Origin of the sequence: Rhodoferax sp. (assembly GCF_023700745.1) — a bacterium.
Taxonomy (GTDB): domain Bacteria; phylum Pseudomonadota; class Gammaproteobacteria; order Burkholderiales; family Burkholderiaceae_C; genus Rhodoferax.
Window position 1 is genome coordinate 1 of the sequence record NZ_JAMPYG010000015.1, and the last position, 26,255, is coordinate 26,255.

Genomic DNA, 26,255 nt, shown 5'->3' on the forward strand with positions numbered 1-26,255 from the left:
CCAGCACGCAAAGCCAGCAGGGCAAAAATACAGAAAGGAGACGCATCAAATGTAGACTTATCCACAATCGAGTAGCCAAAAATACCTTTAAACCGTGTGGCTCAAAATTCGACTGCAAACTGGCTCAGATTGACGCTGGAATCAACAAGTGTGCTCCCTGAGCCCGACAAGTGCGTCGCAACAGTATGAATTGGCACCAAATAACACGTTCAGTTTCAGGAGAAAAGGCATGAAGAAGTCGATTTCAGTCTCCGTGATCGGCGCAGGACTGATGGGCCATGGTATCGGTCAGGTCTTCGCCCGGGCCGGGCATGCCGTCGTCATCACCGATTCAAACAAGGAGATTCTCAACATGGCGCTCGCGCGTGTTGAAAGCAACCTCCTGGACGAAGGGGCCGATGCTCCACGGGTACTTTGCAACATGTCCGTCGAGGAAAATTTGGAGATTGCCGTTGCAGAGGCCGACCTTGTCATCGAAGCAGTGCCCGAAAAGCTGGAACTTAAGCAACAGCTGTTCTCGGATGTGGCCAGGGCGGCGCCTCGTCATGCCGTGCTGACCAGCAATACCTCCGTCATCCCGATCACCCGCATTGGCGAGAAACTTGACTCAGACGCGCGCAGCCGGCTGGTTGGCACGCACTGGTGGAATCCGCCACATCTTGTGCCGCTCGTGGAAGTGATTCGCACCGTTCACACCAGCATTGAAGTGTTTGAACAGACCTATGCCTGGCTCGAAGCGGTGGGCAAGCTGCCAGTCAAGGTCCATCAGGACGTGACCGGCTTCATTGGCAACCGGTTGCAGCACGCCCTTTGGCGCGAGGCGATTGGCCTGATTGATGATGGTGTCTGCGATGCCGAAGCCATTGACTTGGTGGTAAAGAACAGTTTCGGTATGCGGTTGCCGGTTCTTGGCCCGATGGAAAATGCCGACCTAGTCGGCCTTGAGCTCACGCGCGACGTACATCGCATCATGTTTCCCAGCCTGAAGTGCAACAAGACGCCTTCGCCTTTACTCGATCGGCTGATTGAAGAAGGTCACACGGGCATGAAAGTGGGCCAGGGCTTGAGGTCATGGACACGTGAGCAAGCTGAGAACGTGCATAGCGAACTCGCGGCGCATCTCATCAAAATGACGAGCCGCTGAGCCGCCGGAAAAGGAACGATCATGGGCATGAACCTTACCGTGGCGCAAGCAGTTGCCAGTATTCCCGACGGCGCAACACTGATGATCGGCGGCTTCATGGCTGTCGGCACGCCGCGTCGCCTGAGCGTTGAATTGGTACGTCAAGGCAAGAAGGAACTGACTGTGATTGCCAACGACCCGGGACGACCGGAGGTCGGCATCGGCAAAGTAATGTGCGGTACTTAGGGCAACGCTGAACAAGTCCCCCTTCCTGCCGCTGAGCGTGTAGATTACGGTGCCATGAAACAACAGACCCTGCGCGAGAAGCTGCGCGAACGGATTCCTTCCGAGGCCGAGTTCATTGCTCTATTCCCTGAGCTGATCTACACAAACAAAGTGTCGAAGCAGCGCGCGCTAGTGAAATACCTCTTGGTTGAGTTCGCTATACACAATCAGACCGCATTCCCCGCCGACTATGACGACCTCACCATCGAGCATATCGCTCCTCAGAGCATTATCGATGACGTCGACTGGACACATGAGACTGTTGGACAACTTGGAAATCTCCTTCTTATAACCACCGAAATCAACAGCAAACTGAGAGATAAGGACTTCAAGACGAAGAAACAGGTGCTAAAAACTGCCGGGTACACACTTCCGGAGGATATTCAGGACGCCAAGGAATGGGCCCCTATGCACAGTTTGAAACTATGCACAGCGTTGTGTTGCAAGTTGTAAAAATGGTGGTCAGGCTTGGCATTCCGCTGGGTGGTAAAGCGTTGAACTGGACATAATTTCGGAGTTGGCGCGTAACCTTGCCAACAAGCGAATATCTCCACTCACGCTGAGGCATAAAAGTGCGATGCCCCCCTAAGTGGTAGGTCAGATGCGGCCCCATAAAGGCCCAGCGCATGCCAGGGCCATAGGTGATCGCGCGGTCTATATCCTCGACGTCAGCGATGCCCTCGGCGACTATATAGACCGCCTCGAGGTACAGCGCCGAGGTCAACCAATTGGCCAGGTGGCCGATGACTTCCTTTTTGACGCGAACAGTCACGCGTCCCAGCCGTTGGTACAAAGCCTCGGCGATATCGACCACGCCCGGGTCGGTGTGCCTTCCTGCCACAAGTTCGACCATCGGCACCATGTGGGGGCGGGTTCAGCGGGTGCGGAATGCCACGAACGGCTTCTGACTGGGGTTGAACTGGAGCGCCGGAAAGCAGTCTGTCGTGAAAACCGGGATGCGCAGCACAGCATCCCATTCATGGTGACGCAGCACCCAAATCATAGGCCCGACCCACAAGGGCTTCGGCGAGCACTTGCGCTGGATTGATAAGGTGCCAGTGGGCAGCTTGCGGTGCATTGTCCAGTGCCAGCGGAATTTCGGTGCATCCCATGATCAGGGTGATGTTGCCGTGGCGGGCGTGCAGGCGCTGCGCCACTTCGACGAAGCAGTTCCGGGCATAGGCGAGGTCGCCGGTTTTGACGCCCTGATAAATTCCCCGCATCAGCGTGTCGCGTTCGGTTTCCAGCGGGCAGTGGCAGGCAATGCCGGTTTGCGCCAGGGCTTCATCGTAAAGCGCGTTGTTGTAGGTGCCCTGGGTGGCCATCAGGCCGACCTCGCGCAAACCCAGGGCTTTTAGTTGAGTCGCCACCTCCCGAGCGACGTGCAGCAGCTCGGTCTGTGGAAAATAGGCTTGCAACCGGGTATGCCAGGCATGGGCGGTGTTGCAGGCGATGGCAATGGCGCTGGCGCCGCAGATCTCCAGCCTGGCTATGGCCTGGCGCATGGCGAGCAGCGGGGCGTCGCTGCCGGTGATCAAGGCCGCAGTGCGGTCGGGCACCGGCACTTGTGCCAGCAGGTGCTCGGGGTAGGCCTGGTCGTTCACGGTCTGGCCGGTTCGCAGCAGGTGCGCGTTGCAGGCCTGCACAAACAGGCGCACAAAGTCTGCCCCTGCCGCCGGTCCCATGCCGCCGAGAATGCCAACAGGCCGGGGGCGCAGCAGTGCCATGGTGTTCATCGCAGCATGGAGGACATGGCCGAGAGGCAGTTGACCATGCGCACTGCCGCCTCAACCGTGGGTGCCTCAAACGTGACCTCGTTGCCCTGCAGTCGGTGCAAGCTGGGCCATTGGCAAAATAGATCGGCCATGGCAGGCGTGGTGGTCTGGATGCGCACAGCAATCGGGCCGGGCAGCACCAAGGGTGGCGCTGCCGGACGCTGGGCCAGTGCCGTGGCGACCCCGCTGCGGATGGCGCTGCAGGCCTGTAAGGGCGACAGGCTGGTGCCGCTGTGCTGGCCATGGGCCTGCTTGGTCTGGACAAAGACAGTGTGCGGAAACAGGGCGCGGTGCTCGTCGATGAAGACGTCGTCGCCGCTGGCCATAAGGACCGGGGCACCGTACTCACCCGCCAGTGCGCCGTAGATGCCGGCTTCACCGAGTTCTTGCGCGTTGAAGAACACGCGGGCGAAGGCAAAGCTGTTGATGGTGTGGGCCAGAATGCCGCGGCCCTGCGCGCGTGAGTGGTAGCCGATCATGCAGACGGCGTTGACCCCCTGCTCAAGCCCGGTCATCATGCTGAGGTAGCGGGGCTTGCCCTGGACTACTTGCGCGCGTGCATCGAGCCGGTCTGCCAGCAAATTGCGAAAGCTGCCGTGGGAGTCATTGACCAGCACCGCGCTGGCCCCGGCGTCAAAGGCGCCGGCGATGGCGGCATTGGCCTCGTCGGTCATCAGGCGGCGGGCACGCTCGTATTCGGTGTTGCCGGCGCGGGTCTGCTCGGGGTGGAAGACGCCCGCCACACCCTCGATGTCAGTGGAGATCAGGATTTTCATGGTTTGAAACGTGGTTAGGCGTGGGGCGCTCGCTCTGGCAGCAGGTCGGCCAGCGCGTAGCGGCGGTTGCCGTCACGCCCGGTCACGGTGCTGGCATTCCACAAGGCGTTAAGAATGGCCTGCTCGGTGCTGTCGGCCACGGCCTGGAATAGTTCATCAAGCTGGGCATCGTGCAGCATGGCCACGGCGGGCATGGGGCGCCGCGGGTCTTGCGGCACGGTGTAGGCGGTGGAGAAGGCCAGCGCAATGTCGCCACTGCCATGGCCAAATACCGAACCGGTGCGGGCCAGCCCGGCGCCGGCGCGCAAGGCTAGGCGCCGCAGTTGGCGCGCATCCAGCGGGGCGTCGGTGGCAATCAGCAGGATGATGGAACCCTTTTCGGGTGCATCGGCCTGCGCCAGCCGCTGGGCAAGTAAAGGGCCGAGGGCTTCGCCGGCCATGATCAACTGCGGCAACTTGCCGAAGTTGGACAGCACCAGGGTGCCCACCGTGTGTCCAGCACCACAGCGCGAGGCGGTGCCAATGCCGCCCTTGAGGCCAAAGCTGGACATGCCGCGACCGGCGCCGACCGAGCCCTGCGCGATGTCGGCTTGGGCCGTGGCCCAGGCCTGCAGGTAGTGCTGTTCGGTGATGGCCATGCGTTGGATGTCGTTCAAAAAGCCGTCGTTGCACTCGAACACCAGCGGGTTCACCGTGGGCAGACCGCGCCCGGTCTCGGGGTTGGCGACCATGCATTGGCGAATTTGCGCCTGCGCCACCGTGGCGACCGAAAATGTGTTGGTCAGCGCGATCGGGGTTTCCAGCAGACCCAGTTCCTCGACCTGGACCAGGCCGATGCTTTTGCCAAAGCCGTTCAGCACCACGGCGGCGGCTGGCACGCGGTCTAAAAACGGATCACCCGTGTGCGGGCGCAGCACGGTCACGCCGGTCTGAAGTGGGCCTTCGGCCAGGGTGCAATGCCCGACGGTGACGCCCGCTACGTCGCTGATGGCGTTCCGGGGGCCCGTCGGTAGCAATCCGATGCGGGGCAAGCGCGCAGCATTCATGGCGTCAGTGCCTTTCTTTGCGGATTATTGGCGGTCGATCTTTGGGTCAAGCGCATCGCGCAGGCCATCGCCCAACAGGTTGAAGGCCAGCACGGTCAGGAAGATGGCCAGGCTGGGAAACAGCGCCACATGCGGTGCGTTCACCATGTCGGCGCGCGCTTCGTTGAGCATGGCGCCCCATTCGGGTGTGGGCGGTTGCGCGCCCATGCCCAGGAACGACAGGCTGGCCGCCGTGATGATGGAGGTGCCAAGGCGCATGGTGAAGTACACCACGATGGTCGAGATGGTGCCGGGCAGGATGTGGCGCATGATGATGGTCCAGTCCGAGGCGCCTATGCTGCGCACGGCCTCGATGTAGGTCATCTGCTTGAGCACCAGTGTGTTGCCGCGCACCAGGCGGGCAAAGGCCGGCACGCTGAACACCGACACCGCCACCACCACATTGACCATGCTGCTGCCCAAAATGGCAACCACACCGAGCGCCAGCAGAATGCCGGGAAAGGCAAACAGCACGTCAGAAATCCGCATCACAATGCGGTCCCACCAACCTTCGTAGTAGCCGGCCAGCAAGCCCAGCAGCGTGCCAATCAGGCCACCCAAGGCAACCGAAAAGAAACCGGCGGCCAGCGACAGGCGTGCACCCGACAGGATGCGGCTCAAAATATCGCGGCCAAGCGGGTCCACGCCCAACCAATGCTTGGCCGAGGGCACCGCATTGATCTGGTCGTAGTCAAAATAATTTTCTGCATCAAAGGGTGCAATCAGCGGTGCAAAGACCGCCAGCAGCACCAGCAGCAGCACAAAAACCAGGGCACCCACGGCCACATGCTGCTTTTGAAACTTGCGCCAGAACTCGCTCCAGGGCGTTCGCACGGCGCCGGCCGATACGGCCACGACAACATCGGCAACGTCGCTTACTTCAACTTCAGTAATGGGAGTTTTGCTCATGGCCGGATCAGTTGTAACGAATGGTCGGGTTGATGAAGCCATAGAGCACGTCCACGATCAGATTAATCAGGATGAACTCCAGCGAAAAAAGCAGTACCAGGGTCTGGATGACCGGGTAATCGCGCGTTGTCACGGCATCAACCAACAGGCGGCCCAAGCCGGGCCAGTTAAAGACGACCTCGACCACGATCGATCCGCCCAGCAGAAAGCCAAACTGCAGCCCCATCATGGTGACCACTGGAATCAGTGCATTGCGCAGGCAGTGCTTGGCGATCACGGTACGCTCCTTCAGGCCCTTGGCGCGGGCGGTTCGCACAAAGTCTTCCTGCATCACCTCGACAAACGAGGCCCGCGTGAAGCGCGCCATGACGGCAGCCACGGCGGCGCCCAGGGTCAGCGACGGCAGCACGTAATGGCGCCAGCTGTCGGCGCCCACCGTGGGCAGCCAGCCCAGCTTGACCGAGAAAATCTGCATCAGCAGCATGCCCAGCGCGAAGGCCGGGAACGAGATGCCCGAAACCGCAATCGTCATGCCAATGCGGTCCGGCCATTCGTTGCGGAACACAGCCGACACCACGCCGATCGACATGCCCAGCACCACCGCCCAGCCCATGCTGGCCAGCGTGAGCAGCAGCGTGGGCATGAAACGCTCGGCAATCTCGGTTGAGACTGGCCGACGCGTGCGCATCGATTTGCCAAAGTCGCCCTGCAGCATGCGCGTGAAAAAGCTCACGAACTGCTCGGGCAGAGGCCGGTCCAGGCCCAGGTCCTGGCGCACCAGCGCCACCGTCTGCGGGTCGGCGTCCGGTCCGGCCGCCAGGCGTGCCGGATCGCCCGGCAGCATGTGGACGAACAGGAACACCAGCACCGCGACGATCAGCAGCGTCGGTAGCAGGCCGAGCAGGCGTTTGATGAAGTAGCTGGTCATGCGGGTCGGGTGCTCGGTCGTTTAGTTGAGGACGACTTCTTCGAAGTTGAACGAGGCGTCGGGCATCACATAGAAGCCGCTCAGGTTCTTGCTGCGTGCCGACAGCAGTTGCTCGGTCACCAGAAAAGCCCAGGGTGCGTCCTTCCAGATGCGCTGCTGAGCATCGGTGTAGAGTTTGGTTTTCTCGGCCGTGCTGGTGGTGTTGAGCGCCTTGGCAATGTCGGCATCAACGGCCTCATTTTTGTAATAGGCGGTGTTGAACATCTTGGGCGGAAACGACTCCGATGCCAGCAGCGGACGCATCGCCCAGTCGGCTTCACCGGTCGACGAAGACCAGCCGACGTAGTACATGCGAACCGGTGTCGTGGCGGGGTCTTGCGCGCTTTCAACCTTCTCGACGCGCTGGCCAGCTTCAAGCGCCTGCACCTGCACCTTGATACCAACCTGGCCCAGCTGCTGTTGCAGGAACTGGATGACCTTCTGCGCGGTGGTGTGGTTGTAGGCCGACCAAATGGTGCTCTCAAAGCCGTTCGGATAGCCGGCTTCCTTCAACAGCTCACGCGCCTTGGCCGGATCATAGGGCCAGGGGCCGAGCTTGACCGCGTATTCGACCCCATTGGGCAACACGCCTTCGGCTGGAATGGCGTAGCCCGAGAACGCGACCTTGATCAAGGCCTCTTTGTTGATGGCGTAGTTGATCGCCTGGCGCACCTTGACGTTGTCAAACGGCTTTTGCTGCGTGTTCATCGACAGGTAGCGGTGCACGATGGACGGTGCCGCCGTCAGCTCCAGATTTGGCTTGGACTTCAACACTTCGCCCTGCTCCGGGGGCACCGGGAAAGTGAAGTGTGCCTCGCCGGTTTGCATGATGGCAGCGCGCGTGTTGTTGTCGATCACCGGACGCCAGGTGATGGTGTCCACCTTGGGGTAGCCCTTGCGCCAGTAGCCGGTAAATTTTTCGACCTTCATGTAGTCTGTCTGCTTCCATTCGACAAACTTGAACGGGCCGGTGCCGACCGGGCTTTGTGCAATGCCTTTGCCGAGCTTGGCCAGGGCTGTTGGCGAAATGATCACTGCCGACGGATGCGCCAAGGTGTTGATGAAGGGCGAAAACTGCTCTTTCAGCGTAAAGCGCACGGTGTAGGGGTCAACCACCTCGGTCTTGACGATGTTCTTGTACAGGTTGTAGCGCTTGAGCTTGTTCTCGGGATTGGTCACGCGGTCGAAGTTGGCTTTCACTGCCGCTGCGTTGAAATCAGTGCCGTCATGAAACTTGACGCCGTGCTTGAGCTTCATGGTGTAGACCAGGCCGTCCTTGGATACCTCATGGCTTTCGGCCAACACCGGCACCATTTTCATGGTGTGGTCGAACCCATACAACCCCTGGTAGAACGACTTGACGACCGCTTGCGACAAGGTGTCGTTGGCGTCATACGGGTCCATGGTGGTGAAGCTGGACGCGACGGCGATGACGACGTCCTTGGCCGCGAAGGCTGGGGCGGCCAGGATGGCGGTCAGCGCCAGCGCGGTGGCGAGTGGGGTCAGGCGAAGTTTCATGTTGGCAGTCTCCTTGGTTGATGAAAATTAAAAGAATTTGTTTCGTGCGTAAATCAGTACAGGCCGCCAACGCGGTGACGCGCCACAAAGTGCCCCGGGGCGACCTGCACCAGGGGCTGCACCACCGGCTCGTCGCCAACGGCGCGGATCGGACTGGGGATCTCGCCCTCGAGCAACTCGCGGCGCAAGTGGCGGCGCGTTGGGTCGGCCACCGGCACGGCTGCCATCAGGCGGCGCGTGTATGCGTGTTGCGGGTCTTCAAAAATGGCGCGACGCGGTCCGATCTCGACGATTTGGCCCAGGTACATGACAGCCACGCGGTGGCTGATGCGCTCGACCACCGCCATGTCGTGCGAGATAAACAAAAACGCGATACCCAGCTCACGCTGCAGGTCCAGCATCAGGTTGATGATCTGGGCTTGAATGGAGACGTCAAGCGCCGACACCGACTCGTCGGCCACCACCACCTTGGGGTTCAGGGCCAGTGCGCGAGCGATGGCGATGCGCTGGCGCTGGCCACCCGAAAACTCGTGCGGGTAACGCTGCGCGTGTTCGCTCGGCAAACCGACCTTTTGAAGCAGCCAGTCGACCCGCTCCTGTGCCTCTCGGCCCTTGGAAATCTTGTGCACCAGCAGCGGCTCCATGATGGAGAAGCCCACCGTCAGACGCGGATCGAGCGAGGCGAACGGGTCCTGGAAAATGAACTGGATGTTGCGCCGCAGGCTTTGCAGGGTGCTGGTCGGCAGGTTGCGAATGTTTTGCCCGCCGAACTCGATGACGCCGCTCTGGCTCTCGACCAGACGCAGCAGGGAGCGCCCGGTGGTCGACTTGCCGCAGCCCGACTCGCCGACCAGCGCCAGCGTTTCGCCAGCGTGCAGATCAAAACTGATTTGTTCAACCGCATGCACGCGCCGTTTGACCCGACTGAACAAGCCGGCGCGCACGTCAAAGCGCGTGACCAGATCCTGCACGCGCAGGATGGGCGCGGTTTCGGAGCGCACCGTATCCTGCGGCTGGAACGGCTCGGGCTGCGCCTCATCGGAGGCCTCGGCGCGCAACAGATCGAACTTGCACGGCAAATCGCTGCCCTGCATGGCCCCCAGGCGCGGCACGGCGGCCAGCAAGGCGCGGGTGTAGCGATGGTGCGGCGCAGCAAACACCGATTCGCTGGCGCCTTCCTCGACACTTTCGCCGCGGTACATCACCAGCACACGGTCGGCCACTTCGGCGACCACGCCCATGTCGTGGGTGATGAAGATCACGCCCATCTGCATCTCGTCCTGCAAAGCGCGGATCAGTTGCAGAATCTGCGCCTGAATCGTCACGTCCAGCGCCGTGGTGGGTTCGTCGGCAATCAGCAGCGATGGCTTGCACGAGAGCGCCATCGCAATCATCACGCGCTGGCGCATGCCGCCCGAGAGCTGGTGCGGAAAGCTATTCAGCACATTGCGGGCTTCGGGGATGCGCACCAGCTCCAGCATGCGCAACGCCTCAGCACGCGCTGCCGTCGCGCTCTTGCCCTGGTGCACCTGGATCGACTCGGCGATCTGGTCGCCCGCGGTGAACACCGGGTTGAGCGAGGTCATGGGCTCCTGAAAAATCATGGCAATGTCGGCGCCGCGGATGCTGCGCATGGCCGGGTCGCGTGCCTGCGCCAGGTCAAGCACCTCGTTGCTCCGGCGCCTGAACATCATGCTGCCGCTGGTGATGCGGCCACCGCCATGCTCAACCAGGCGCATCAGCGCCAGCGACGTGACCGATTTGCCGGAACCTGATTCACCGACGATGGCCAGCGTCTCGCCCCGGTTGACATGGAACGAAAGGTGTCGCACCGCGTCAACCGTGCGCTCGGAGGTGGTGAATCGCACCGAAAGGTCGTTGACCTCGACCACCCGGTTGTCAGGCAGGATCAGGGGACCGGCGGAAAGGGCTTCGGCGACGATGAGTGGCATGGTGCGGCGCAGATAAGGGATAGGTATAACGTTCAGCGAAAAATCGCGGTGTGCGGCTCTTCGCCCACGCGGGCATGGCCGCGGTACATGCCTTCGGAATTGAAAGAAAGACTCAGGTTGCCCTTGGCATCGACGGCAATCAGGCCGCCCTGGCCGCTGATGGCTGGGAGCGACTCGTTAACAAGTTGATGCACTGCCTCCTGTAGCGACTGGCCGCCGTAGGCCATGCGCGCGCAGACGTCGTAGGCCGCCACCACGCGGATGAACATTTCGCCGGTGCCGGTGCACGACACCGCTGCGGTGCGGTTGTCGGCATAGGTGCCGGCGCCGATCAAGGGGGCATCGCCCACCCGACCGGGTCGCTTGTTGGTCATACCGCCAGTGGAGGTTGCCGCCGCCAGATTGCCATGGACATCCAGCGCAACGGCGCCCACGGTGCCAAATTTGCGCGTTTCATCCAGGGGTGCCGCCGGGGCCTTGAAGACCATGGCCGCCGCGCCGTCGTGGTCGAGCACGGTTGTGTTGGTGCCCTGCGCCAGACGCAGCTGCTCGCGTCGCGCTTCGGTCGAGAAATAGTCAGGCGAGACCAACTCCAGCCCGCACTCGCGGGCAAAGTTTTCGGCACCCGCGCCGACCAGAAAAACGTGCTCGCTGCGTTCCATCACGGCGCGCGCTGCGCGCACCGGATGCCGCACCCGGCTCAGGCCCGCGACGGCGCCCGCGCGCAGATTGGCACCATCCATCACAGCGGCGTCCAGCTCATGGGTTTCGTCGCGGGTAAAGACCGCGCCATGGCCGGCATTGAAGAGCGGGCAATCTTCCAGCATCTCAACGGCCAGGCTGACGGCGTCGAGGGCGCTGCCGCCGTCTGCCAGCAGCAGCTGACCAGCGCGCAGGATGGCGTCAAGCGCGGCGTGGTAGGCTGCCTCTTGCTCGGGGCTGATGTGGCTGCGGCTGAGGGTGCCGGCACCGCCATGGATGGCGATCACAGGCATGGGTTTGGTGTTTGTCATGGGGTGCTCTTTGTAGGTTTGGTATTTGGGCCATGCACCGGTGCCTTGTCCACGGGGCGAAGGCGGTTGGCATGGTTGCCGTCCAGCCAGGGGAGCACGGACTCGGTCAGCCGTGCGGCCGCTTGCAGCGAGCCCTTGGCGCAATGGGAAACAGCACTGCACAGGGCCTCAATCAGTGCCAGCACGCTGGCCTCGGAATTTGAAAAATAGGGGCTGTCGGTTTGTGCATACAAAGACACCGTGGCCAATGGCGCCAGCGGCGAGGCTGCTGTGTCGGTCAGTGCCAGCACCGGCACGCCGGCCTCATGTGCGCGGCTGGCCAGCAGCAAGGTGTCGGAGAAATACCGCGGAAAGGCAATCGCGATGACTAGGTCTTGCGGTCGCAGCCGCGCCAGCATGCGGGCACCGTTGGATGAGCCTTCAATGCTGGCCAGCAGCTGCACGTTGTCGCAGTAGAGGTCCAACTGGCGTTGCAGCAAGCCACCGAGCCAGCTGCTGCTGCCGTAGCCGATGATGAAGATGCGACGCGCTTTAAGAATGGCGTCAACCGCCTGTTCGCAGCTTTGGGTGTCGAGCGACTGACGCGTTGCCTCCAGGTTGCGCGCGATCTCGCTCAAGGCGCTGTCAAACACGTCGTTGACGGTTGCAGGGTGCTCAAGCTTGCTGCGCAGCTTTTCCACAGGGGCCAGTGTGGCCTCGAAACCCAGCACTAGGGCCGCGCGAAACTGCGGGTAGCCGTCAAATTCCAGCGCCCGCGCAAAACGGTTGGCGGTGGCGATCGAGACACCAACCGTGGCCGCCAGCTCGTCAATCGGCATGGTGGCCACCTGCAAGGGATGGGCGAGCACATACTTGGCCACCTGCTGGTGCGAGCGTGTCAAAGTGGGCAGTGCGCGCGCAATGCGTTGGGCCATCGACGGGTTGCCGGGAAAGGTCGCCATCATGTGAGCGTTTTGGGGGTGACTTGATTGATTAAAAATTTTCACTATTTTTATTCTAGCGATATATTTTTATCATTTTGAAGAAATGTCAGCTCGGGCGCAGCATTTTTGCTCTAGCCTAAAAAGTAGGCGGAGCTAGTAAAGCACCTGGCTCAGTTTTAAAGCGGCACAGCCTCTAAAAAATGGGGGTGCGGCGTAAAACTTGGACTGGTTTATGCCGTTAAGCCGACCTTCACGATGCCATTGCGATGCAGCGCGCCGCCAATGTCAGCTGCTCATATGAAACCGGTCTTACCAACCCGGGACAGGTTCCAAGTGTGCAGAGGTCATGATTCGTTTCCTAGCGAGCACGGGGCGCTTTGGATAGCGAGAGGGCGCGCGTCCACGGCAAAAAGCTCACTTTTTGCCCCCTACACTTACCGCATGGCCAACCCCAATCTCTCCTCCTTCATCTGGTCCGTCGCCGATCTGCTGCGCGGCGACTACAAACAGTCCGAATACGGCAAGGTCATCCTGCCCTTTACCGTGCTGCGCCGCCTGGACTGCGTGCTCGAACCCACCAAAGCCGCCGTGCTGGCGGAGAAAACCACCCGCGAAGCCGCTGGCCTCAACCCCGAACCCTTTTTGCTGCGCAAATCCGGCCAGTTGTTCTACAACACGTCGCCACTCGACCTCAAAAAGCTCATGGGTGACCAAGACCACATTGGTGAAAACCTGCGGGCCTACCTGCAAGCCTTTTCACCGGCCGTGCGCGACATCTTTGAGAGCTTCGAGTTTCACGTCCAGATCGACAAGCTGGCCAAGTCCGGCCTGCTTTACATGGTGACCGAAAAGTTCGCCAACATCGACCTGCACCCCAATGTGGTCAGCAATGCAGAAATGGGTGCGGTGTTCGAGGAGCTGATCCGCAAATTTGCAGAACTCTCCAACGAGACCGCCGGTGAGCACTTCACCCCGCGTGAGGTCATCCGCCTCATGGTCAACCTGCTGTTCATTGAAGACGACCAGGCGCTGACCCAACCCGGCGTGGTGCGCAGCCTGTACGATCCAACGGCGGGCACGGGCGGTATGCTCAGCGTGGCCGGTGAACACCTGGCCAGCCTCAATCCCGATGCCCGTTTGGTCATGTACGGCCAGGAACTCAATCCCGAGTCCTACGCCATTTGCAAGGCCGACATGCTCATCAAGGGCCAGGACATTGCCAACATCATCTTTGGCAACACCTTGTCTGCCGATGGCCTGAACGGCAAGGTGTTTGACTACAGCCTGTCCAATCCGCCCTTTGGCGTGGAGTGGAAAAAGATCGAAGCCACCATTCGCAAAGAGTATGAAACCCAGGGTTATGACGGTCGTTTTGGCCCCGGGCTGCCCCGTGTCAGTGATGGTTCACTGTTGTTCCTGCTGCACCTGGTGTCCAAGATGCGCCCGGCCCGCGACGGCGGCAGCCGTTTTGGCATTGTGCTCAACGGCTCGCCCTTGTTCACTGGCGGCGCAGGTAGTGGCGAGAGCGAAATCCGCCGCTACATGCTGGAAAGCGACTTGGTCGAAGCCATCATCGGCCTGCCCACCGACATGTTTTACAACACCGGCATCAGCACCTATGTGTGGATCGTCAGCAACCGCAAACCCGCAGCACGCCAAGGCAAGCTGCAGCTGATTGACGCCAGCAGCTTCTGGCAAAAAATGCGCAAGAGCTTGGGTTCCAAGCGCAAGGAACTCAGTCCCGAGCACATTGAAGACATCACCCGATTATTCGGAAACTTTGAAGAAGCCACACGTGAAGGTGTGCCCATCAGCCGCATCTTCAACAACGACGACTTCGGCTACCACACCATCACCGTCGAGCGGCCCGAGCGCGATGCGGCTGGCCAGGTGGTGCTGGGCAGCAAAGGCAAGGCCAAGGGCAAACCCATGCCGGACGCCAGCCTGCGCGATACCGAAAACGTGCCCCTGAGCCAGGACATTGCTGCGTATTTCAAGCGCGAGGTGCTGCCGCACGCGCCAGACGCCTGGATCGATACCGACAAAACCAAGGTGGGTTACGAAATACCGTTCAACCGCCACTTTTACGTCTTCAAGCCACCGCGCCCGCTGACAGAAATTGATGCCGAATTGAAGGGCGTGACCGACAACATCTTGCGCATGATTGGTGGACTGACGGCATGAGTCGGGGTAAAATGGAGTTATGCAAGTCACGCAGCAACTCCAAAAACGCCTCGACCAGGCCGTGCGTGTTTCCATGCGCATTGAAGGCTACCGCCCCAGCGTATCGCTCCAGGTTCAGGCCCGCGCCAAAGCACTGATGGAGCAGCAGCGTGTCCAAGTATCAATTCCAACAAAGTGACATCTACCAGCCGGGGACTGACCTCCCCATCAATCGGCTGAACATCGGCGATGCCGAAATCCTTCAGGAAGTAGAAGCCCAGCTCCTGCAACAGGCCTACCAAACCTTTGTGTTTGAGCTGAGGGCAGACACGCGGTTTGATGAGGCCTACTTCCAATCCTTGCACCTGCGTACCTTTGAGTCCCTGTATGCCTGGGCGGGCCAGTACCGCACGCAGGACATGGTAAAAGGCGGCTCCATGTTTTGCCGCGCCACTTTTTTGCCGAACGAATCCCACCGCATCTTCGCCGAACTGGAAAAAGAAGACTTCTTGCGCGGTGCTGCGGCATGGCCTCTTGACCGTTTTGCAGGCCGCTTGGCTTACTTCCAAAGCGAGCTGATTGCCCTGCATCCTTTTTATGAGTTGAACGGACGCATAACCCGCCTGTTTTGCGACCTGATCGCCATGGCCAACGGCTACGGCCCCATTGACTACGCCAAGGCCCTGCAGACCGACCCCGAGGTGGACAACAGCTACATACGCGCATCGATCAATTGCGTGCAGCGCGCAGACTACGGCCTACTGCAAACCCTGATAGCAGCGGGATTGACGCCGAATGAGGCTGCAGCATGAGCTTGCCGCGTTATCCGAATTACAAGGACAGCGGCGTGGAGTGGCTGGGGGAGGTGCCAGAGCATTGGGATGCATCTCCGCTCAAAGCAGTCGCCACCCACAATGACGATGTACTGGACGAAACCACTGCGCCCGACAGTGAAATTGTCTACGTCGATATTTCCAGCGTTGACCCCATTGATGGCATCACTGCAAAAGAAGCCATGATCTTCTCAGCTGCACCATCACGGGCGCGGCGGCGTGTCCAACATGGCGATGTCATCGTTTCAACGGTTCGCACTTATCTACGCGCCATCGCCAGAGTGCGTGACCCGGAAGAAAACCTTGTGGTCTCTACAGGTTTCGCCGTCGTTCGTCCCGGCCGCAAGCTCGCGCCAGATTTTCTTGGATACATCGTTTCCGCCAGCTATTTCGTTGAGCAGGTCATCGCACGCTCAACCGGCGTGAGCTACCCCGCAATCAATGCCAGCGAACTCGTAGCCATTCCAGTCGCTGTTCCCCCCCTCTCCGAACAAATCCAAATCGCCGCCTTCCTCGACCGCGAAACTGCCAAGATTGACGAGTTGGTGGCCGAGCAGCGGCGGCTGATGGAACTGCTGAAGGAAAAGCGCCAAGCCGTCATCTCCCACGCCGTCACCCGGGGCCTGAACCCCGACGCACCCCTGAAGCCGTCCGGCATCGAATGGCTGGGGGATGTGCCGGAGCATTGGGAGGTCACACGACTTAAGCACATATCGCCTGCCATAACCGTTGGGATTGTCGTGAACCCCAGTAGCTTCGTGACCGACGAAGGTCTGCCTTTCATCTACGGAGGCGACATCCGTGAGGGTGTCATTGATTGGGTCAATGCACGATGCATTGATACGGAGTCAAGTGACAAGCACGTAAAAACTCAACTTCATGCCGGGGACTTATTAACGGTTCGTGTTGGTGCACCAGGAATTACCGCCGTAGTCCCAAATGAGTGTGAAGGCGGAAACTGTGCCTCTGTCATGCATATTCGTCAGGGGCCATTCAACTCGAATTGGCTCTGCTACACGATGAATACCCGCGTTGTCCGGTTCCAGGTCGAAGTGGTGCAGTATGGTGCTGCGCAGGAACAGTTCAACATCAGCCATGCAGTGAACTTTTGGATGCCAACGCCGCCCAGGTCCGAGCAGGACGAGATAGCAGCATTCTTGGACAGCGAAACTGCAAAACTCGACACCCTTACCACTGAAGCCCAACGCACCATCGACCTGCTGCAAGAACGCCGCACCGCGCTAATCTCCGCCGCAGTCACAGGCCAAATTGACGTGCGTGTCCACGTTTCCGCTGAGGTAGCCCTATGAGCGACAACCTTAGCCAACGCATCGTCACCTTCATTGGGCATCTTTTGCCCCTGTACGTGGAAGAATGCGTGAACGGCGTTTGGTGTGCCCGGTCTCTGACTGATGGCACGCTAATTCTGCCAATCGACGATCCAGAAAAATCGGCAGACGGCTCTGTGGCTATCCATTGGCAAGGTGACCACACACGGAGAACCGAGGTGCAGGGTATCTTCATCGCCAGCGTAGCCATCGCCCGCTATACCGAGTTGCACCACACGGCCACATATTCCAAAGACATGAGAATCGAGATGGAACACATGTCAAACCACTTCACAGTCAAGACGGGCGAAACCTTAGTGTTTGAGAGTCCTGACTCAGGATTATTTGAATTGATCGCCAAGGCTGTCGGAAAATTGGGCGAAGCGGCCGTGATCGAAATTTTGAAAAAACAGGTGGGGCTATGAGCATATGCGCACCCAATGGAGAAGTACAAATAAGGCGCTTTGTGGAATTAAAACGGACCTGCTGTACCGGGACCGAGGCGGCATACTGGTGCAAGTGCTACAAGTCGCGTTGCTCGCCCACCGTTACTGGCCAGATTGACGTTCATTAAGTAGTTTAAATTGGTATCCACCGATGACTAACAATCCTTTGAAGCATCCTCGCATGGAGCTTTTCGCCGCCGCTAAAGCAATTGCTGGCATGCGCCAAGCAAAATCTATGGATGAATTCGAAGTTGAATGGCGAGCTTTTCTAAATTGTTTGGAAAAGGTCTGGCAGAAAGTTGAGCAAAGCTGTCAGCACATCCGTGTCTCGTTTGAGCCATGGCAGGGCAAATACCACCGCCTGCGAAAAAAAGACATGCTGCTTCGCTATCTGAAGCAAGCCCGAAATGCTGATAACCATTCAATTCAAGAGCTTACCAAGCTGGAGCCTGGTTCTCGTGGCTACCGTTTTGTAGACCGGCGCGGTGGTTACATCAAACACATGGAGATTCGAAATGGAGAGGTGGTTCGCTACGAGGGCGACGCAATGATTGTTGAGGAGACTTTGCCGCACCCAGTAGTAATGCCTGTGCTCAACAATGGAGAGTGGTTCAACCCACCATCGTCGCATCTTGAGCATCCGATCAGCACTCAGCATCCGGTTGACATTGCAGAATTTGGCGCGAAGTTTTACTCAAGCTATCTCGACGAAGTTGAGATGAGATTTTTTACAAAGAAGACCTAGCCAGAGTACGGGATAACAACAGTAATGAGCCTGCATAAAGAAATCAGCTTCGAGAATGAAATCTGCCAGCACCTCAGCCAACACGGCTGGCTGTATGCTGAAGGTGATGCCGCTGGCTACGACCGCGCCCGTGCCCTGTTCCCCGCCGACGTGCTGGCCTGGGTGCAGTCCACACAGCCCAAAGCCTGGGAAACCATCGCCAAGAACCACGGCAGCAAAGCCGAAGAAACCCTCCTGACCCGATTGCGCGACCAACTGGATCAGCGCGGCACGCTGGACGTATTGCGCCAAGGTATTGAGCTGCTGGGCCTCAAAACCCCGTTGAAACTGGCAGAGTTCAAGCCGGCGCTGGCCATCAACCCCGACATCCTGGCCCGTTTTGCTGCCAACCGCTTGCGTGTGGTGCGCCAGGTGCGCTATTCGCTGCACTGTGAGAACAGCATCGACCTGGTGCTGTTCCTCAACGGCCTGCCGGTGGCCACGGTGGAGCTCAAGACCGATTTCACCCAGAACATTGGCGATGCCATCGACCAGTACCGCTTTGACCGCAACCCGCGCCCCAAAGGCCAGGCACCTGAGCCCTTGCTGTCGTTTCCCCATGGGGCGCTGGTGCACTTTGCGGTGAGTAACAGCGAGGTGGCCATGGTCACCCGGCTGGACGGCCCGCTCACCGTGTTCTTGCCGTTCAACCTGGGCAATGACGGCGCTGCTGGTAACCCGGTGAATGCCGATGGCGGCCACCGCACGGCTTACCTGTGGGAGCAGGTCTGGGCACGGGATAGCTGGTTGGAAATCTTGGGCCGCTACTTGATTGCGGTACGCAACAAGAAGGGTCTGATCGAGCGTGTGATTTTCCCGCGTTATCACCAGTTAGACGTGACGCGCAAACTGCAAACCGCTGTCTTAGCTGATGGTCCAGGCGGTAAATACCTGATTCAGCACAGCGCGGGTTCGGGCAAAACCAACAGCATTGCCTGGACGGCACACTTTCTGGCCGAACTGCACCGGCCCGACCACGACAAGGTGTTTGACACCGTACTGGTGGTGAGTGACCGCAACGTGATCGACTCGCAGCTGCAAGAGGCCTTGTTCGACTTTCAGCGCACCACCGGCGTGGTGGCCACCATCACCAACAACGAGGGCAGCAAAAGTGCAGCCCTAGCCGATGCCTTGTCGGGAACAAAGAAGATTGTGGTCTGCACCATCCAGACCTTCCCATTTGCGCTAGAGGCCGTGCGCGAGCTGGCCGCCACCCAGGGCAAGCGCTTTGCAGTGATTGCCGACGAGGCGCACAGCTCGCAAACCGGCGCGGCGGCAGCTCAACTGAAGGCTGTCCTCAGTGCGGATGAGCTGAAAGACCTGAACGACGGCGGCGAAGTCAGTATGGATGACATCCTGGCGGCGCAAATGGCCACCCGCGCCAATGACGGCGGCATCACCTTCGTGGCCTTCACCGCCACGCCCAAGAACAAGACCCTGGAGCTGTTTGGCACCCGGCCCGACCCGACCCAGCCTGCTGGGCCAGGCAACCTGCCCGAGCCGTTTCACGTCTATTCGATGCGCCAGGCCATCGAAGAAAAGTTCATTCTGGACGTGTTGCAAAACTACACGCCGTACAAACTGGCGTTCACGCTGGCGCACCATGGTGTGGCTGGCGACCAGGAAGTGAACGAGACCGAGGTGGAGCGCAACGCGGCCCTCAAGCGCATCATGGGTTGGGTCAAGCTGCACCCCTACAACATCGCGCAGAAGGTGCAGGTGGTGGTCGAGCACTTCCGTGAGTTTGTGGCGCCGCTCTTGAGTGGCAAAGCCAAGGCCATGGTGGTGGTAGGCAGCCGGATCGAGGCGGTGCGCTGGCAGATCGCCATTGAGAAATACATCAAGAGCAACGGCTACGCCATGGGCACGCTGGTGGCTTTTTCTGGCGAGGTCAACGACACGGAATCCGGCCCGGACGGTTTCACTGAAAACAGCCCCGCACTCAACCCCAAGCTCAACGGCCGCGACATCCGCGAAGCCTTCAAGGGTGACGAGTATCAAATCCTGCTGGTGGCCAACAAATTCCAGACCGGGTTCGACCAGCCCCTGCTGTGTGGCATGTATGTGGACAAGCGCCTGGCGGGCATCCAGGCCGTGCAGACCCTGAGCCGCCTGAACCGTGCCTACCCCGGCAAAGACACGACCTATGTGCTGGACTTTGTCAACGACCCCGAAGAGGTACTGGCCGCGTTCAAGACCTACCACACCACCGCCGAACTGTCTGCGACCACCGACCCGAACCTGGTGTTCAACCTGCGCGCCAAGCTGGATGCCGCCGGGCACTATGACGACTTCGAGGTTGAGCGGGTGGTCGCTGTGGAGCTGAACCCCAATGCCAGGCAGAGTGACCTGGTCGCCGCGCTGGAACCAGTGCAGGACCGCATCATGCGGCGCTACAAAGCCGCACAGACGCGTCATCGCGAAGCGGCAGCCAAAGGCGATGCATCTGCACAGAAAGCCGCGCAGGACGAGCTGGAAGCGCTGGTCTTGTTCAAGGGCGACATGGGCGCTTATGTGCGGCTGTACACCTTTCTGTCGCAAATCTTCGACTACGGCAACACCGCCATCGAGAAACGCGCCATGTTCTACAAGCGCTTGCTGCCGCTGCTGGAGTTCGGCCGGGAGCGCGAAGGCATCGACCTTTCCAAGCTGGTGCTGATCCGCCATCACCTGACCGACAAAGGCCAGCGCACGCTGCCGCTGGGCACCGGCGACACGCCCAAGCTGGCCCCCATCACTGAGGCAGGTAGCGGCATGGTGCAGGAGCAGCAAAAGGTTTACATGGCCGAGTTGATCGAAAAACTGAACGACCTGTTCGGCAGCGACACCACCGAACAAGACCAACTGAGCTACGTAAACGGCACCATTTTTGGCAAGGTGATGGAGTCAAGCAAGCTCAAACAGCAAGCGGCCAACAACACCAAAGAGCAGTTTGCCAGCTCGCCCGACCTGGCTCAGGAGCTCAAGAACGCGGTGATGGATTCGTATGACGCCCACACCAGCATGAGCACCCAGGCGCTAAATTCACCGATTGTGCTGCGCGGCATTCTGGACGTGTTGTTGAACCACTCGGGCTTGTATGAGAGCTTGCGAGCGCGAGGGGTAACTGGTTCACGTCCGAGTGCGTTGTAGCCATGACGCGCCCAATGGTCAATTGCATTCTGCGCAAGTACAAGTACCCGCCGGACATGCAGGTCGCGGCGGTGGAATTGGTGCTGCAGTGGGCATAGGTACTGAGTTGAGATGAGAATTGTTGGCGCCGATGCGGATTTGACCAGGGCGCCGAAATTGACTGACCAGGCTCCACCGGCCTGTAACCTGCTATCAGCCTTGATTCTCGTAGCTTCAAGGGTGATCAGTGCTTTGTCGGCCCCCTGGTCAAATCCGCGCCGGCCGCAACAATATCGCCCGAATTCAGTAGTCGTGAGTGACTTGAACTTTCCCGTCCGGGAATTTTTGCGTGGAGAGGATCTGAATATGCCCATAATTTCCCGATCAGGAAAATTATCTTGCAAAAGGCAGCCTAACGGTTAATAATTTCCCGAACAGGAAATATTCATGCCAGCGCTCATCGACTCGCCCGAAACACTCGGCACCACCGTCCAAGCGGCCCGCAAGCGGCTGGGCCTGACCCAACCACAGCTGGCCTTGGCAGCGGGTGTCGGGGTTCGCTTTGTGGTGGAGCTTGAGGCGGGTAAGCCCACGCTGCGCTTGGAGAAAGTGCTGAGTGTCTTGCACGCCCTGGGCGGCCGAGTGCTGGTGGAAGGCCTCTGACATGCCCAAGCAACTCACTGTCTGGTTGTTCGGTCACCACATCGGTACGCTGGCACAAGTGGATGGACGCTTGGGTTTTAGCTATGCACCCGAATGGTTGACCCAGACCGATGCCGTGCCCTTGTCGCAGTCACTACCGCTCCAACCCGAGCCTTTTGATGACCGTGCTACCCGGCCGTTCTTCGCCGGACTGCTGCCCGAAGGAGGCAAACGCAAGCTGATAGCCCAGGCGTTGCACGTTTCCCGACAAAACGACTTTGCCTTGCTTGATGGCATCGGTGGTGAGTGCGCTGGTGCAGTCACCTTGCTCGAAGCCGGTCAAATCCCCTCAGCCGGTGTCACTGACGACGCCGTGCGCTGGTTGGCCAACCCGGATTTGGTGAGCGTGCTCGACGATATGCCGCGCCGCCCCATGCTCGTGGGTGAGCAAGACATGCGCCTGTCGTTAGCAGGCGCGCAAGACAAACTTCCTGTGGTGGTACGCCTTGAATCTGGCACGGTGCAGATTGGGCTGCCCAAATTCGGCATGCCCAGCACCCACATCCTCAAACCCGCCATCCCCGGCATTGAGGGCAGCGTGTTCAACGAAGGCTTTTGCATGGCGCTGGCCCGCGCGCTCAAGCTGGATGTGGCCAAAACCGCCGTCCATCGTGTGGAAGATGGGCCGCAGAAGCGAGAGTTTTTGCTGGTGGAGCGCTACGACCGCCAGCATGCGCAGGCCGATTCGGCAGCTTCATCAAACCCATTGGCCCAATGGGTACGCCTGCACCAGGAAGACTTTTGCCAAGCGCTGGGTGTGCCGCCCGAAATCAAATACCAAAATGAAGGCGGCCCGGATCTGGCCCAGGCCTTTGCCCTGCTGCGCCGTGCCACTCGCCCCAGCGCACCCAGCACCCTGCGCTTGCTGGACTTTGTCATCTTCAACGCGCTGGTGGGCAATCACGACGCGCACTCCAAAAATTTCTCTTTGTTGTACACGCCAAGGGGTGCCGTGCTGGCACCTTTGTACGACGTTCTGTCCACCGCTGTTTACCCGCGACTCACCGACAAGATGGCCATGAAAATTGGCAGTAAATACAAATTTTCTGAAGTGCAGGCGCGACATTGGGAGCAATTTGCGGGTGGCGCGCAACTGTCTCCGGCTCAGGTTAAAAAACGCATTCTTGACATCGCCAATCGCCTGCCCGATCTGGCCCGCGCCACCCAGGCAACCCTTGGATCACAAGGTAACGGCCACCCTATCCTGGGCCAGATCGTCACGCTGATCGACCAACGCTGCGCCCTCACCATTCGCCGCCTCACAGAAACACAAGAAAAGTAATCACCCCAGGGACCCCATGAACAAAGCCAAACTCAAGTCCTACGCCCCACAAGCCCGCCAAGACTTCATCGCCGCCGTCACTGCACGCGCCAACCTGCTGGGCTTGTCTGAAAAGGCGGGCCAGCTAGAAGTAGCCCCCGCCCAAACCCAAGGCGACGTCACTCTCATCGCAGGCCTTGCCTGGCCCGCCAAAGTATCTATCTCAATGCTGAAGTGAAAGAATTCTCCATGTTGGTTGATCTCAAGGGGTCAGTCACGCGTCAATCGTCTCAATCAGGAGTCCTTTCGGCTTACCTGTGCCATTGACCACGACCCGGCAACGCGCAGCGATCCAATTTTGTGCTTTGGTTGCTTGGTAGATTCGCTCGGACATTTCATAGCCGAAAGGGTCATGCCAGGATGCTTCGATCCGTCGGCACTTTGCACCAATGCGTAGCTGGGCATCTTTTGACAACCTTACGATTGCGCGATCAAGCCCCACCTGATCAGCTCGAAACAGCAGTTGAACTGGTACATCCTGCATGGCGCTGAAGCGGCGATTTGGTAGGCTGGCACTGGCGGTTTTGCCATGCGCAAATTGGATCTGAACTGAGCCTTCGCCAGAGTCCATTTGCCGACCAACTTTTGTGATATTTGAAGCGCATTTACGACGGTAAATTGCCTCTAAAAAATCAGTTGTTTGCCAGGTCTGTTGGCGCGCGTCCAATATTCCTCAGGCGTGCGCGCCGAGCGAATACTCAGGGAATGCAGCCAGTCTTGAATGACTGACCTGTGGATAAGTTTATCTCACGGATGGTTTTCAATTCGGTTTCGTATTCATTCACAGCCAGCGTGGGAAGCCGCGCAGGGCGTAGCCCGAAGCGGATTTCCACGCTGAGCGCTTGTCAGAACGGCACCTCCTGATCTGTTCCCTTGGGTCGTTTGATTTGCTCCCTGGCCTTTATGCGGGACTTCGCTGTGGCCGTGCTGTGGCGGAAGCGGTAAGACTCGTTGCCGCTCTCCACGATATGGCAGTGGTGCGTGAGCCGGTCCAGCAATGCCGTTGTCATCTTCGCATCGCCAAACACGCTGGCCCACTCCCCGAACGTCAGGTTGGTGGTGATCATCACGCTGGTGTGCTCGTAGAGCTTGGACAGCAGATGAAACAGCAATGCTCCGCCGGCCTGGCTGAATGGCAGATAGCCCAGCTCGTCCAGAATCACCAAGTCCATGCGCATGAGCGCAAACGCCAGTTTTCCGGCTTTGCCCGCAGCCTTCTCTTGCTCCAGCAGGTTCACCAAATCGACCGTTGAGTAAAACCGCACACGCTTGGCTTTTTGCGTAATGCCGGCCACGCCCAAGGCCGTTGCCAAGTGCGTCTTGCCGGTGCCGGTGCCGCCAATAAAGACGACGTTGTGCGCCTCCTGCGTAAATGACATGGTTGCCAGTTCTTTTATCAGGCCCTGATCCACCTTGGAGTGGTCGAAGTCAAACCCAGCCAGATCGCGGTGTACCGGGAACTTGGCGCTGTGCAATTGGTAGCGAATGGAGCGCATGGCTCGGTCGGTATATTCCATATCCAGCAGGTGCTCGACCAACCAGCTTGCCGTTTGCAATCCAACGGTATTGCCTTGGGCAACCAGATCTTCCCAGGCACTGGACATGCCGTAAAGACGCAAGTCCTTGAGTTCTGTGGCAACTTCACGCATGGTCCACCTCCGTGCGCAGGCTGTCATATCGGCCTGCATCGGCAATCGGCTCCTCACTCACTTCCAGATGCGTTTGCACGGACTGTGGTGGCGACACTGACTTCAGTCGGTTAAGAACGTTCTCAATGTGTTCGGCACTCGGGTTGCCAGATTCCAGCACCAGGTCCACCGCTACCAACACCGGCTCCAGTCCGGATCTGGGAACTGCCGCCAATACCTTGGCCATCACCCGGTCGCCGCCATCGTGCTTGAGCAGCAAGGCGCGTAGACGCATGAGTGGCTGAGGCATGTCCGCAAATGGCGCTCCATTGCGTAATGCCCCTGGCTTGCGTTCAATGAGCGGAATGTAGTGCTGCCAGTCGTAGCGGGTTTGCTTGCGCTCGAAGCAGCGGATATGGCTGGCCACCACGGCATCGTGCGCGACGAAGTCAATGTGCTCCGGGTACACCCGCACACTGACGATTTGCCCCACCAGTTCACATGGCACTGAGTAACGGCAACGGTCATAAATCACCAGACAGGTGCTGCTGACTTTGCCCAGCGTTTCAACATAGCCGTCAAACGGCGCCACCATGGGCATGAGGCTGGACTGCTCATGTTCGAGCATCTCGGCGATGGTGTGTTCAGTAAATTCCGGGTGGCGCAATTCATGCCAGAGCGTTCGGCACTTCGCCAGCAGCCACAGGTTGAGCTCGGTAAAGGAGCCAAACCGTTCCTTGGCCGCATCCTGCCAAATCCGCAACCGGCTGTCTTGAACGTTCTTCTCCACCACGCCTTTCTCCCAGCCGCTGGCAACGTTGCAGAAGTCCGGATCAAACAGATAGTGCGAGGCCATCGCTGCAAAGCGCGTGTTCACCACTCGGCTCTTGCCCTTGTTGACCTTGTCCACGGCAGTGCGCATGTTGTCGTAAATGCCCCGCCGGGGAATTCCACCCAAGGCCATGAACGAACGGGTGTGCGCATCGAACAGCATTTCGTGACTCTGTGTGGGGTACGCCTGCAACACGAAGGCACGGCTGGCACACAGTTTCAGGTGTGCCGCCAGAATCTTGCGCCACACACCGCCGACGAGCAGTCGCTCCTCACTCCAATCGAATTGAAACGCCTCCCCAAGTTCAAATCGCAATGGCACAAACGCCTTGACCAGTGCTTGCCCACCAGCCTCCCGCCACCTGCGCACAAACTCGGTTACACGACTGTAGTCGCCGTCAAACCCCAATACCTGGATCTCCTTGAATAACCTCAGCGCCGTGCGCCGGTCCCGCTTGGGGCGACGTGAATCCACTTCCAGCGCCTTGGTCAATTGCGCTGCAAACGGGGCAATCTTGGTGTCTTCAGCGATACGCCGCTGGTACTTCGGCTCCGTGCGCTCCGGTGCGTTGAGCCACTTGCTGATCGTCTTTCGGGTCAGCCCCGTACGCCGCTCAATTTCTGAAATCGACAAACCGTCACGGTAAAACAAGCGTCGAACAATGCCCAAATCTTTCATGGTGATCATCTCCTTCTGTTCTGCTTAAAAAAAGAGCAGGAAGGTTAATCACCCTGAGTAAATTTCGACGCCCACTACTCAGTCAAACTGGGGAAATCTGGTC

Annotated in this window: 26 protein-coding genes; 13 read left to right on the forward strand and 13 right to left on the reverse strand. The window is 59.3% G+C overall.

The window, feature by feature from the left end:
- The first annotated feature begins 229 nt into the window (after nucleotides 1–229).
- Genes NDJ10_RS11725 through NDJ10_RS11735 form a run of 3 tightly spaced genes read left to right on the forward strand, consistent with a single transcriptional unit; the run spans nucleotide 230 to nucleotide 1,861 of the window.
- Nucleotides 230–1,144 (forward strand): 3-hydroxyacyl-CoA dehydrogenase family protein, encoded by a 915-nt coding sequence (locus NDJ10_RS11725; RefSeq protein ID WP_296162398.1) that lies wholly within the window; start codon nucleotides 230–232, stop codon nucleotides 1,142–1,144.
- A 21-nt stretch (nucleotides 1,145–1,165) separates the two neighbouring features.
- Nucleotides 1,166–1,369 carry a CoA-transferase gene (locus NDJ10_RS11730; protein WP_296162400.1) on the forward strand — a complete coding sequence of 68 codons (204 nt, stop codon included), beginning with the start codon at nucleotides 1,166–1,168 and terminating at the stop codon, nucleotides 1,367–1,369.
- 54 nt (nucleotides 1,370–1,423) lie between these two features.
- The gene (locus NDJ10_RS11735) at nucleotides 1,424–1,861 is read left to right on the forward strand and encodes an HNH endonuclease family protein (protein ID WP_296162401.1); all 438 of its coding nucleotides are present in this window, start codon (nucleotides 1,424–1,426) and stop codon (nucleotides 1,859–1,861) included.
- Here NDJ10_RS11735 and NDJ10_RS11740 read toward each other — a convergent pair.
- From NDJ10_RS11740 to NDJ10_RS11785, 10 genes are all read right to left on the reverse strand, one after another.
- Nucleotides 1,815–2,270, reverse strand: coding sequence for a 3-hydroxyacyl-CoA dehydrogenase family protein (locus tag NDJ10_RS11740; RefSeq protein ID WP_296162403.1), 456 nt, complete (start codon nucleotides 2,268–2,270; stop codon nucleotides 1,815–1,817). The two genes, NDJ10_RS11735 and NDJ10_RS11740, sit on opposite strands and share 47 nt — an antisense overlap.
- A 115-nt stretch (nucleotides 2,271–2,385) precedes the next feature.
- Nucleotides 2,386–3,144, reverse strand: coding sequence for an amino acid racemase (locus NDJ10_RS11745; RefSeq protein WP_296162405.1), 759 nt, complete (start codon nucleotides 3,142–3,144; stop codon nucleotides 2,386–2,388).
- Complete coding sequence (locus tag NDJ10_RS11750; protein ID WP_296162408.1) at nucleotides 3,141–3,959, reverse strand: M55 family metallopeptidase; 819 nt, start codon at nucleotides 3,957–3,959, stop codon at nucleotides 3,141–3,143. The genes NDJ10_RS11745 and NDJ10_RS11750 overlap by 4 nt, the downstream gene beginning before the upstream one ends.
- A 14-nt stretch (nucleotides 3,960–3,973) precedes the next feature.
- Complete coding sequence (locus NDJ10_RS11755; RefSeq protein ID WP_296162410.1) at nucleotides 3,974–5,005, reverse strand: P1 family peptidase; 1,032 nt, start codon at nucleotides 5,003–5,005, stop codon at nucleotides 3,974–3,976.
- Between the two features lie 24 nt (nucleotides 5,006–5,029).
- Entirely contained in the window at nucleotides 5,030–5,953 is a 924-nt protein-coding gene (gsiD, locus tag NDJ10_RS11760; RefSeq protein ID WP_296162412.1) for a glutathione ABC transporter permease GsiD, read from the reverse strand.
- Nucleotides 5,954–5,960: 7 nt separating this feature from the next.
- Nucleotides 5,961–6,881 carry a glutathione ABC transporter permease GsiC gene (gsiC, locus tag NDJ10_RS11765; protein WP_296162414.1) on the reverse strand — a complete coding sequence of 307 codons (921 nt, stop codon included), beginning with the start codon at nucleotides 6,879–6,881 and terminating at the stop codon, nucleotides 5,961–5,963.
- A gap of 21 nt (nucleotides 6,882–6,902) precedes the next feature.
- Nucleotides 6,903–8,438, reverse strand: a complete 1,536-nt coding sequence (gene gsiB / locus NDJ10_RS11770; protein ID WP_296162416.1) for a glutathione ABC transporter substrate-binding protein GsiB — start codon at nucleotides 8,436–8,438, stop codon at nucleotides 6,903–6,905.
- Nucleotides 8,439–8,491: 53 nt separating this feature from the next.
- Nucleotides 8,492–10,390 carry a dipeptide ABC transporter ATP-binding protein gene (locus NDJ10_RS11775; RefSeq protein WP_296162418.1) on the reverse strand — a complete coding sequence of 633 codons (1,899 nt, stop codon included), beginning with the start codon at nucleotides 10,388–10,390 and terminating at the stop codon, nucleotides 8,492–8,494.
- Nucleotides 10,391–10,422: 32 nt separating this feature from the next.
- Complete coding sequence (locus NDJ10_RS11780) at nucleotides 10,423–11,403, reverse strand: isoaspartyl peptidase/L-asparaginase (RefSeq protein ID WP_296162420.1); 981 nt, start codon at nucleotides 11,401–11,403, stop codon at nucleotides 10,423–10,425.
- Complete coding sequence (locus tag NDJ10_RS11785; protein WP_296162549.1) at nucleotides 11,400–12,344, reverse strand: MurR/RpiR family transcriptional regulator; 945 nt, start codon at nucleotides 12,342–12,344, stop codon at nucleotides 11,400–11,402. The genes NDJ10_RS11780 and NDJ10_RS11785 overlap by 4 nt, the downstream gene beginning before the upstream one ends.
- Nucleotides 12,345–12,767: 423 nt before the next feature.
- Between NDJ10_RS11785 and NDJ10_RS11790 the strand changes: the two genes are divergently transcribed.
- The 10 genes from NDJ10_RS11790 to NDJ10_RS11835 all read left to right on the forward strand — a co-directional run bounded on the left by NDJ10_RS11790 (nucleotide 12,768) and on the right by NDJ10_RS11835 (nucleotide 23,192).
- Nucleotides 12,768–14,510 carry a class I SAM-dependent DNA methyltransferase gene (locus NDJ10_RS11790; RefSeq protein WP_296162422.1) on the forward strand — a complete coding sequence of 581 codons (1,743 nt, stop codon included), beginning with the start codon at nucleotides 12,768–12,770 and terminating at the stop codon, nucleotides 14,508–14,510.
- Between the two features lie 149 nt (nucleotides 14,511–14,659).
- Nucleotides 14,660–15,301 (forward strand): Fic family protein, encoded by a 642-nt coding sequence (locus NDJ10_RS11795; protein WP_296162424.1) that lies wholly within the window; start codon nucleotides 14,660–14,662, stop codon nucleotides 15,299–15,301.
- Entirely contained in the window at nucleotides 15,298–16,632 is a 1,335-nt protein-coding gene (locus NDJ10_RS11800) for a restriction endonuclease subunit S (RefSeq protein ID WP_296162425.1), read from the forward strand. Before NDJ10_RS11795 ends, NDJ10_RS11800 begins: the two co-directional genes overlap by 4 nt.
- A complete protein-coding gene (locus NDJ10_RS11805) occupies nucleotides 16,629–17,075 on the forward strand; it encodes a hypothetical protein (RefSeq protein WP_296162427.1) in 447 nt (148 codons plus the stop codon). The genes NDJ10_RS11800 and NDJ10_RS11805 overlap by 4 nt, the downstream gene beginning before the upstream one ends.
- 202 nt (nucleotides 17,076–17,277) lie before the next feature.
- Nucleotides 17,278–17,841 carry a hypothetical protein gene (locus NDJ10_RS11810; protein ID WP_296162429.1) on the forward strand — a complete coding sequence of 188 codons (564 nt, stop codon included), beginning with the start codon at nucleotides 17,278–17,280 and terminating at the stop codon, nucleotides 17,839–17,841.
- Between the two features lie 24 nt (nucleotides 17,842–17,865).
- Complete coding sequence (locus NDJ10_RS11815; protein ID WP_296162430.1) at nucleotides 17,866–21,012, forward strand: type I restriction endonuclease; 3,147 nt, start codon at nucleotides 17,866–17,868, stop codon at nucleotides 21,010–21,012.
- A 2-nt stretch (nucleotides 21,013–21,014) separates the two neighbouring features.
- Nucleotides 21,015–21,110 (forward strand): hypothetical protein, encoded by a 96-nt coding sequence (locus tag NDJ10_RS11820; RefSeq protein ID WP_296162432.1) that lies wholly within the window; start codon nucleotides 21,015–21,017, stop codon nucleotides 21,108–21,110.
- Nucleotides 21,111–21,438: 328 nt separating this feature from the next.
- Nucleotides 21,439–21,654, forward strand: coding sequence for a helix-turn-helix transcriptional regulator (locus tag NDJ10_RS11825; RefSeq protein ID WP_296162434.1), 216 nt, complete (start codon nucleotides 21,439–21,441; stop codon nucleotides 21,652–21,654).
- Nucleotide 21,655: 1 nt separating this feature from the next.
- Nucleotides 21,656–22,975 carry a type II toxin-antitoxin system HipA family toxin gene (locus tag NDJ10_RS11830; RefSeq protein WP_296162437.1) on the forward strand — a complete coding sequence of 440 codons (1,320 nt, stop codon included), beginning with the start codon at nucleotides 21,656–21,658 and terminating at the stop codon, nucleotides 22,973–22,975.
- Nucleotides 22,976–22,991: 16 nt separating this feature from the next.
- On the forward strand, nucleotides 22,992–23,192 hold the full coding sequence (locus NDJ10_RS11835) for a hypothetical protein (RefSeq protein ID WP_296162439.1): 201 nt from the start codon (nucleotides 22,992–22,994) through the stop codon (nucleotides 23,190–23,192).
- Nucleotides 23,193–23,228: 36 nt separating this feature from the next.
- On the opposite strand, the gene NDJ10_RS11840 is transcribed toward NDJ10_RS11835, so the two are convergent.
- The 3 genes from NDJ10_RS11840 to istA form a co-directional block, all read right to left on the reverse strand.
- On the reverse strand, nucleotides 23,229–23,681 hold the full coding sequence (locus NDJ10_RS11840) for a hypothetical protein (RefSeq protein ID WP_296162441.1): 453 nt from the start codon (nucleotides 23,679–23,681) through the stop codon (nucleotides 23,229–23,231).
- A 178-nt stretch (nucleotides 23,682–23,859) separates the two neighbouring features.
- Nucleotides 23,860–24,663 carry an IS21-like element helper ATPase IstB gene (gene istB / locus NDJ10_RS11845; protein WP_296162443.1) on the reverse strand — a complete coding sequence of 268 codons (804 nt, stop codon included), beginning with the start codon at nucleotides 24,661–24,663 and terminating at the stop codon, nucleotides 23,860–23,862.
- Nucleotides 24,656–26,152: an IS21 family transposase gene (gene istA, locus NDJ10_RS11850; RefSeq protein ID WP_296162445.1), complete on the reverse strand. Its 1,497-nt coding sequence runs from the start codon at nucleotides 26,150–26,152 to the stop codon at nucleotides 24,656–24,658. Before istA ends, istB begins: the two co-directional genes overlap by 8 nt.
- Nucleotides 26,153–26,255: the final 103 nt, after the last annotated feature.

What these genes read in the sequence shown, in the direction of transcription:
- gsiD (WP_296162412.1), bottom strand. Translation starts at nt 5,953, where the DNA reads ATGAGCAAAACTCCCATTACTGAAGTTGAAGTAAGCGACGTTGCCGAT.
- gsiB (WP_296162416.1), bottom strand. Translation starts at nt 8,438, where the DNA reads ATGAAACTTCGCCTGACCCCACTCGCCACCGCGCTGGCGCTGACCGCC.
- istA (WP_296162445.1), bottom strand. Translation starts at nt 26,152, where the DNA reads ATGAAAGATTTGGGCATTGTTCGACGCTTGTTTTACCGTGACGGTTTG.
- NDJ10_RS11755 (WP_296162410.1), bottom strand. Translation starts at nt 5,005, where the DNA reads ATGAATGCTGCGCGCTTGCCCCGCATCGGATTGCTACCGACGGGCCCC.
- gsiC (WP_296162414.1), bottom strand. Translation starts at nt 6,881, where the DNA reads ATGACCAGCTACTTCATCAAACGCCTGCTCGGCCTGCTACCGACGCTG.
- NDJ10_RS11735 (WP_296162401.1), top strand. Translation starts at nt 1,424, where the DNA reads ATGAAACAACAGACCCTGCGCGAGAAGCTGCGCGAACGGATTCCTTCC.
- NDJ10_RS11835 (WP_296162439.1), top strand. Translation starts at nt 22,992, where the DNA reads ATGAACAAAGCCAAACTCAAGTCCTACGCCCCACAAGCCCGCCAAGAC.
- NDJ10_RS11810 (WP_296162429.1), top strand. Translation starts at nt 17,278, where the DNA reads ATGGAGCTTTTCGCCGCCGCTAAAGCAATTGCTGGCATGCGCCAAGCA.
- NDJ10_RS11805 (WP_296162427.1), top strand. Translation starts at nt 16,629, where the DNA reads ATGAGCGACAACCTTAGCCAACGCATCGTCACCTTCATTGGGCATCTT.
- NDJ10_RS11825 (WP_296162434.1), top strand. Translation starts at nt 21,439, where the DNA reads ATGCCAGCGCTCATCGACTCGCCCGAAACACTCGGCACCACCGTCCAA.
- NDJ10_RS11780 (WP_296162420.1), bottom strand. Translation starts at nt 11,403, where the DNA reads ATGACAAACACCAAACCCATGCCTGTGATCGCCATCCATGGCGGTGCC.
- NDJ10_RS11750 (WP_296162408.1), bottom strand. Translation starts at nt 3,959, where the DNA reads ATGAAAATCCTGATCTCCACTGACATCGAGGGTGTGGCGGGCGTCTTC.
- NDJ10_RS11830 (WP_296162437.1), top strand. Translation starts at nt 21,656, where the DNA reads ATGCCCAAGCAACTCACTGTCTGGTTGTTCGGTCACCACATCGGTACG.
- NDJ10_RS11790 (WP_296162422.1), top strand. Translation starts at nt 12,768, where the DNA reads ATGGCCAACCCCAATCTCTCCTCCTTCATCTGGTCCGTCGCCGATCTG.
- NDJ10_RS11815 (WP_296162430.1), top strand. Translation starts at nt 17,866, where the DNA reads ATGAGCCTGCATAAAGAAATCAGCTTCGAGAATGAAATCTGCCAGCAC.
- NDJ10_RS11820 (WP_296162432.1), top strand. Translation starts at nt 21,015, where the DNA reads ATGACGCGCCCAATGGTCAATTGCATTCTGCGCAAGTACAAGTACCCG.
- NDJ10_RS11725 (WP_296162398.1), top strand. Translation starts at nt 230, where the DNA reads ATGAAGAAGTCGATTTCAGTCTCCGTGATCGGCGCAGGACTGATGGGC.
- NDJ10_RS11775 (WP_296162418.1), bottom strand. Translation starts at nt 10,390, where the DNA reads ATGCCACTCATCGTCGCCGAAGCCCTTTCCGCCGGTCCCCTGATCCTG.
- NDJ10_RS11730 (WP_296162400.1), top strand. Translation starts at nt 1,166, where the DNA reads ATGGGCATGAACCTTACCGTGGCGCAAGCAGTTGCCAGTATTCCCGAC.
- NDJ10_RS11740 (WP_296162403.1), bottom strand. Translation starts at nt 2,270, where the DNA reads ATGGTGCCGATGGTCGAACTTGTGGCAGGAAGGCACACCGACCCGGGC.
- NDJ10_RS11785 (WP_296162549.1), bottom strand. Translation starts at nt 12,344, where the DNA reads ATGGCGACCTTTCCCGGCAACCCGTCGATGGCCCAACGCATTGCGCGC.
- NDJ10_RS11745 (WP_296162405.1), bottom strand. Translation starts at nt 3,144, where the DNA reads ATGAACACCATGGCACTGCTGCGCCCCCGGCCTGTTGGCATTCTCGGC.
- istB (WP_296162443.1), bottom strand. Translation starts at nt 24,663, where the DNA reads ATGCGTGAAGTTGCCACAGAACTCAAGGACTTGCGTCTTTACGGCATG.
- NDJ10_RS11800 (WP_296162425.1), top strand. Translation starts at nt 15,298, where the DNA reads ATGAGCTTGCCGCGTTATCCGAATTACAAGGACAGCGGCGTGGAGTGG.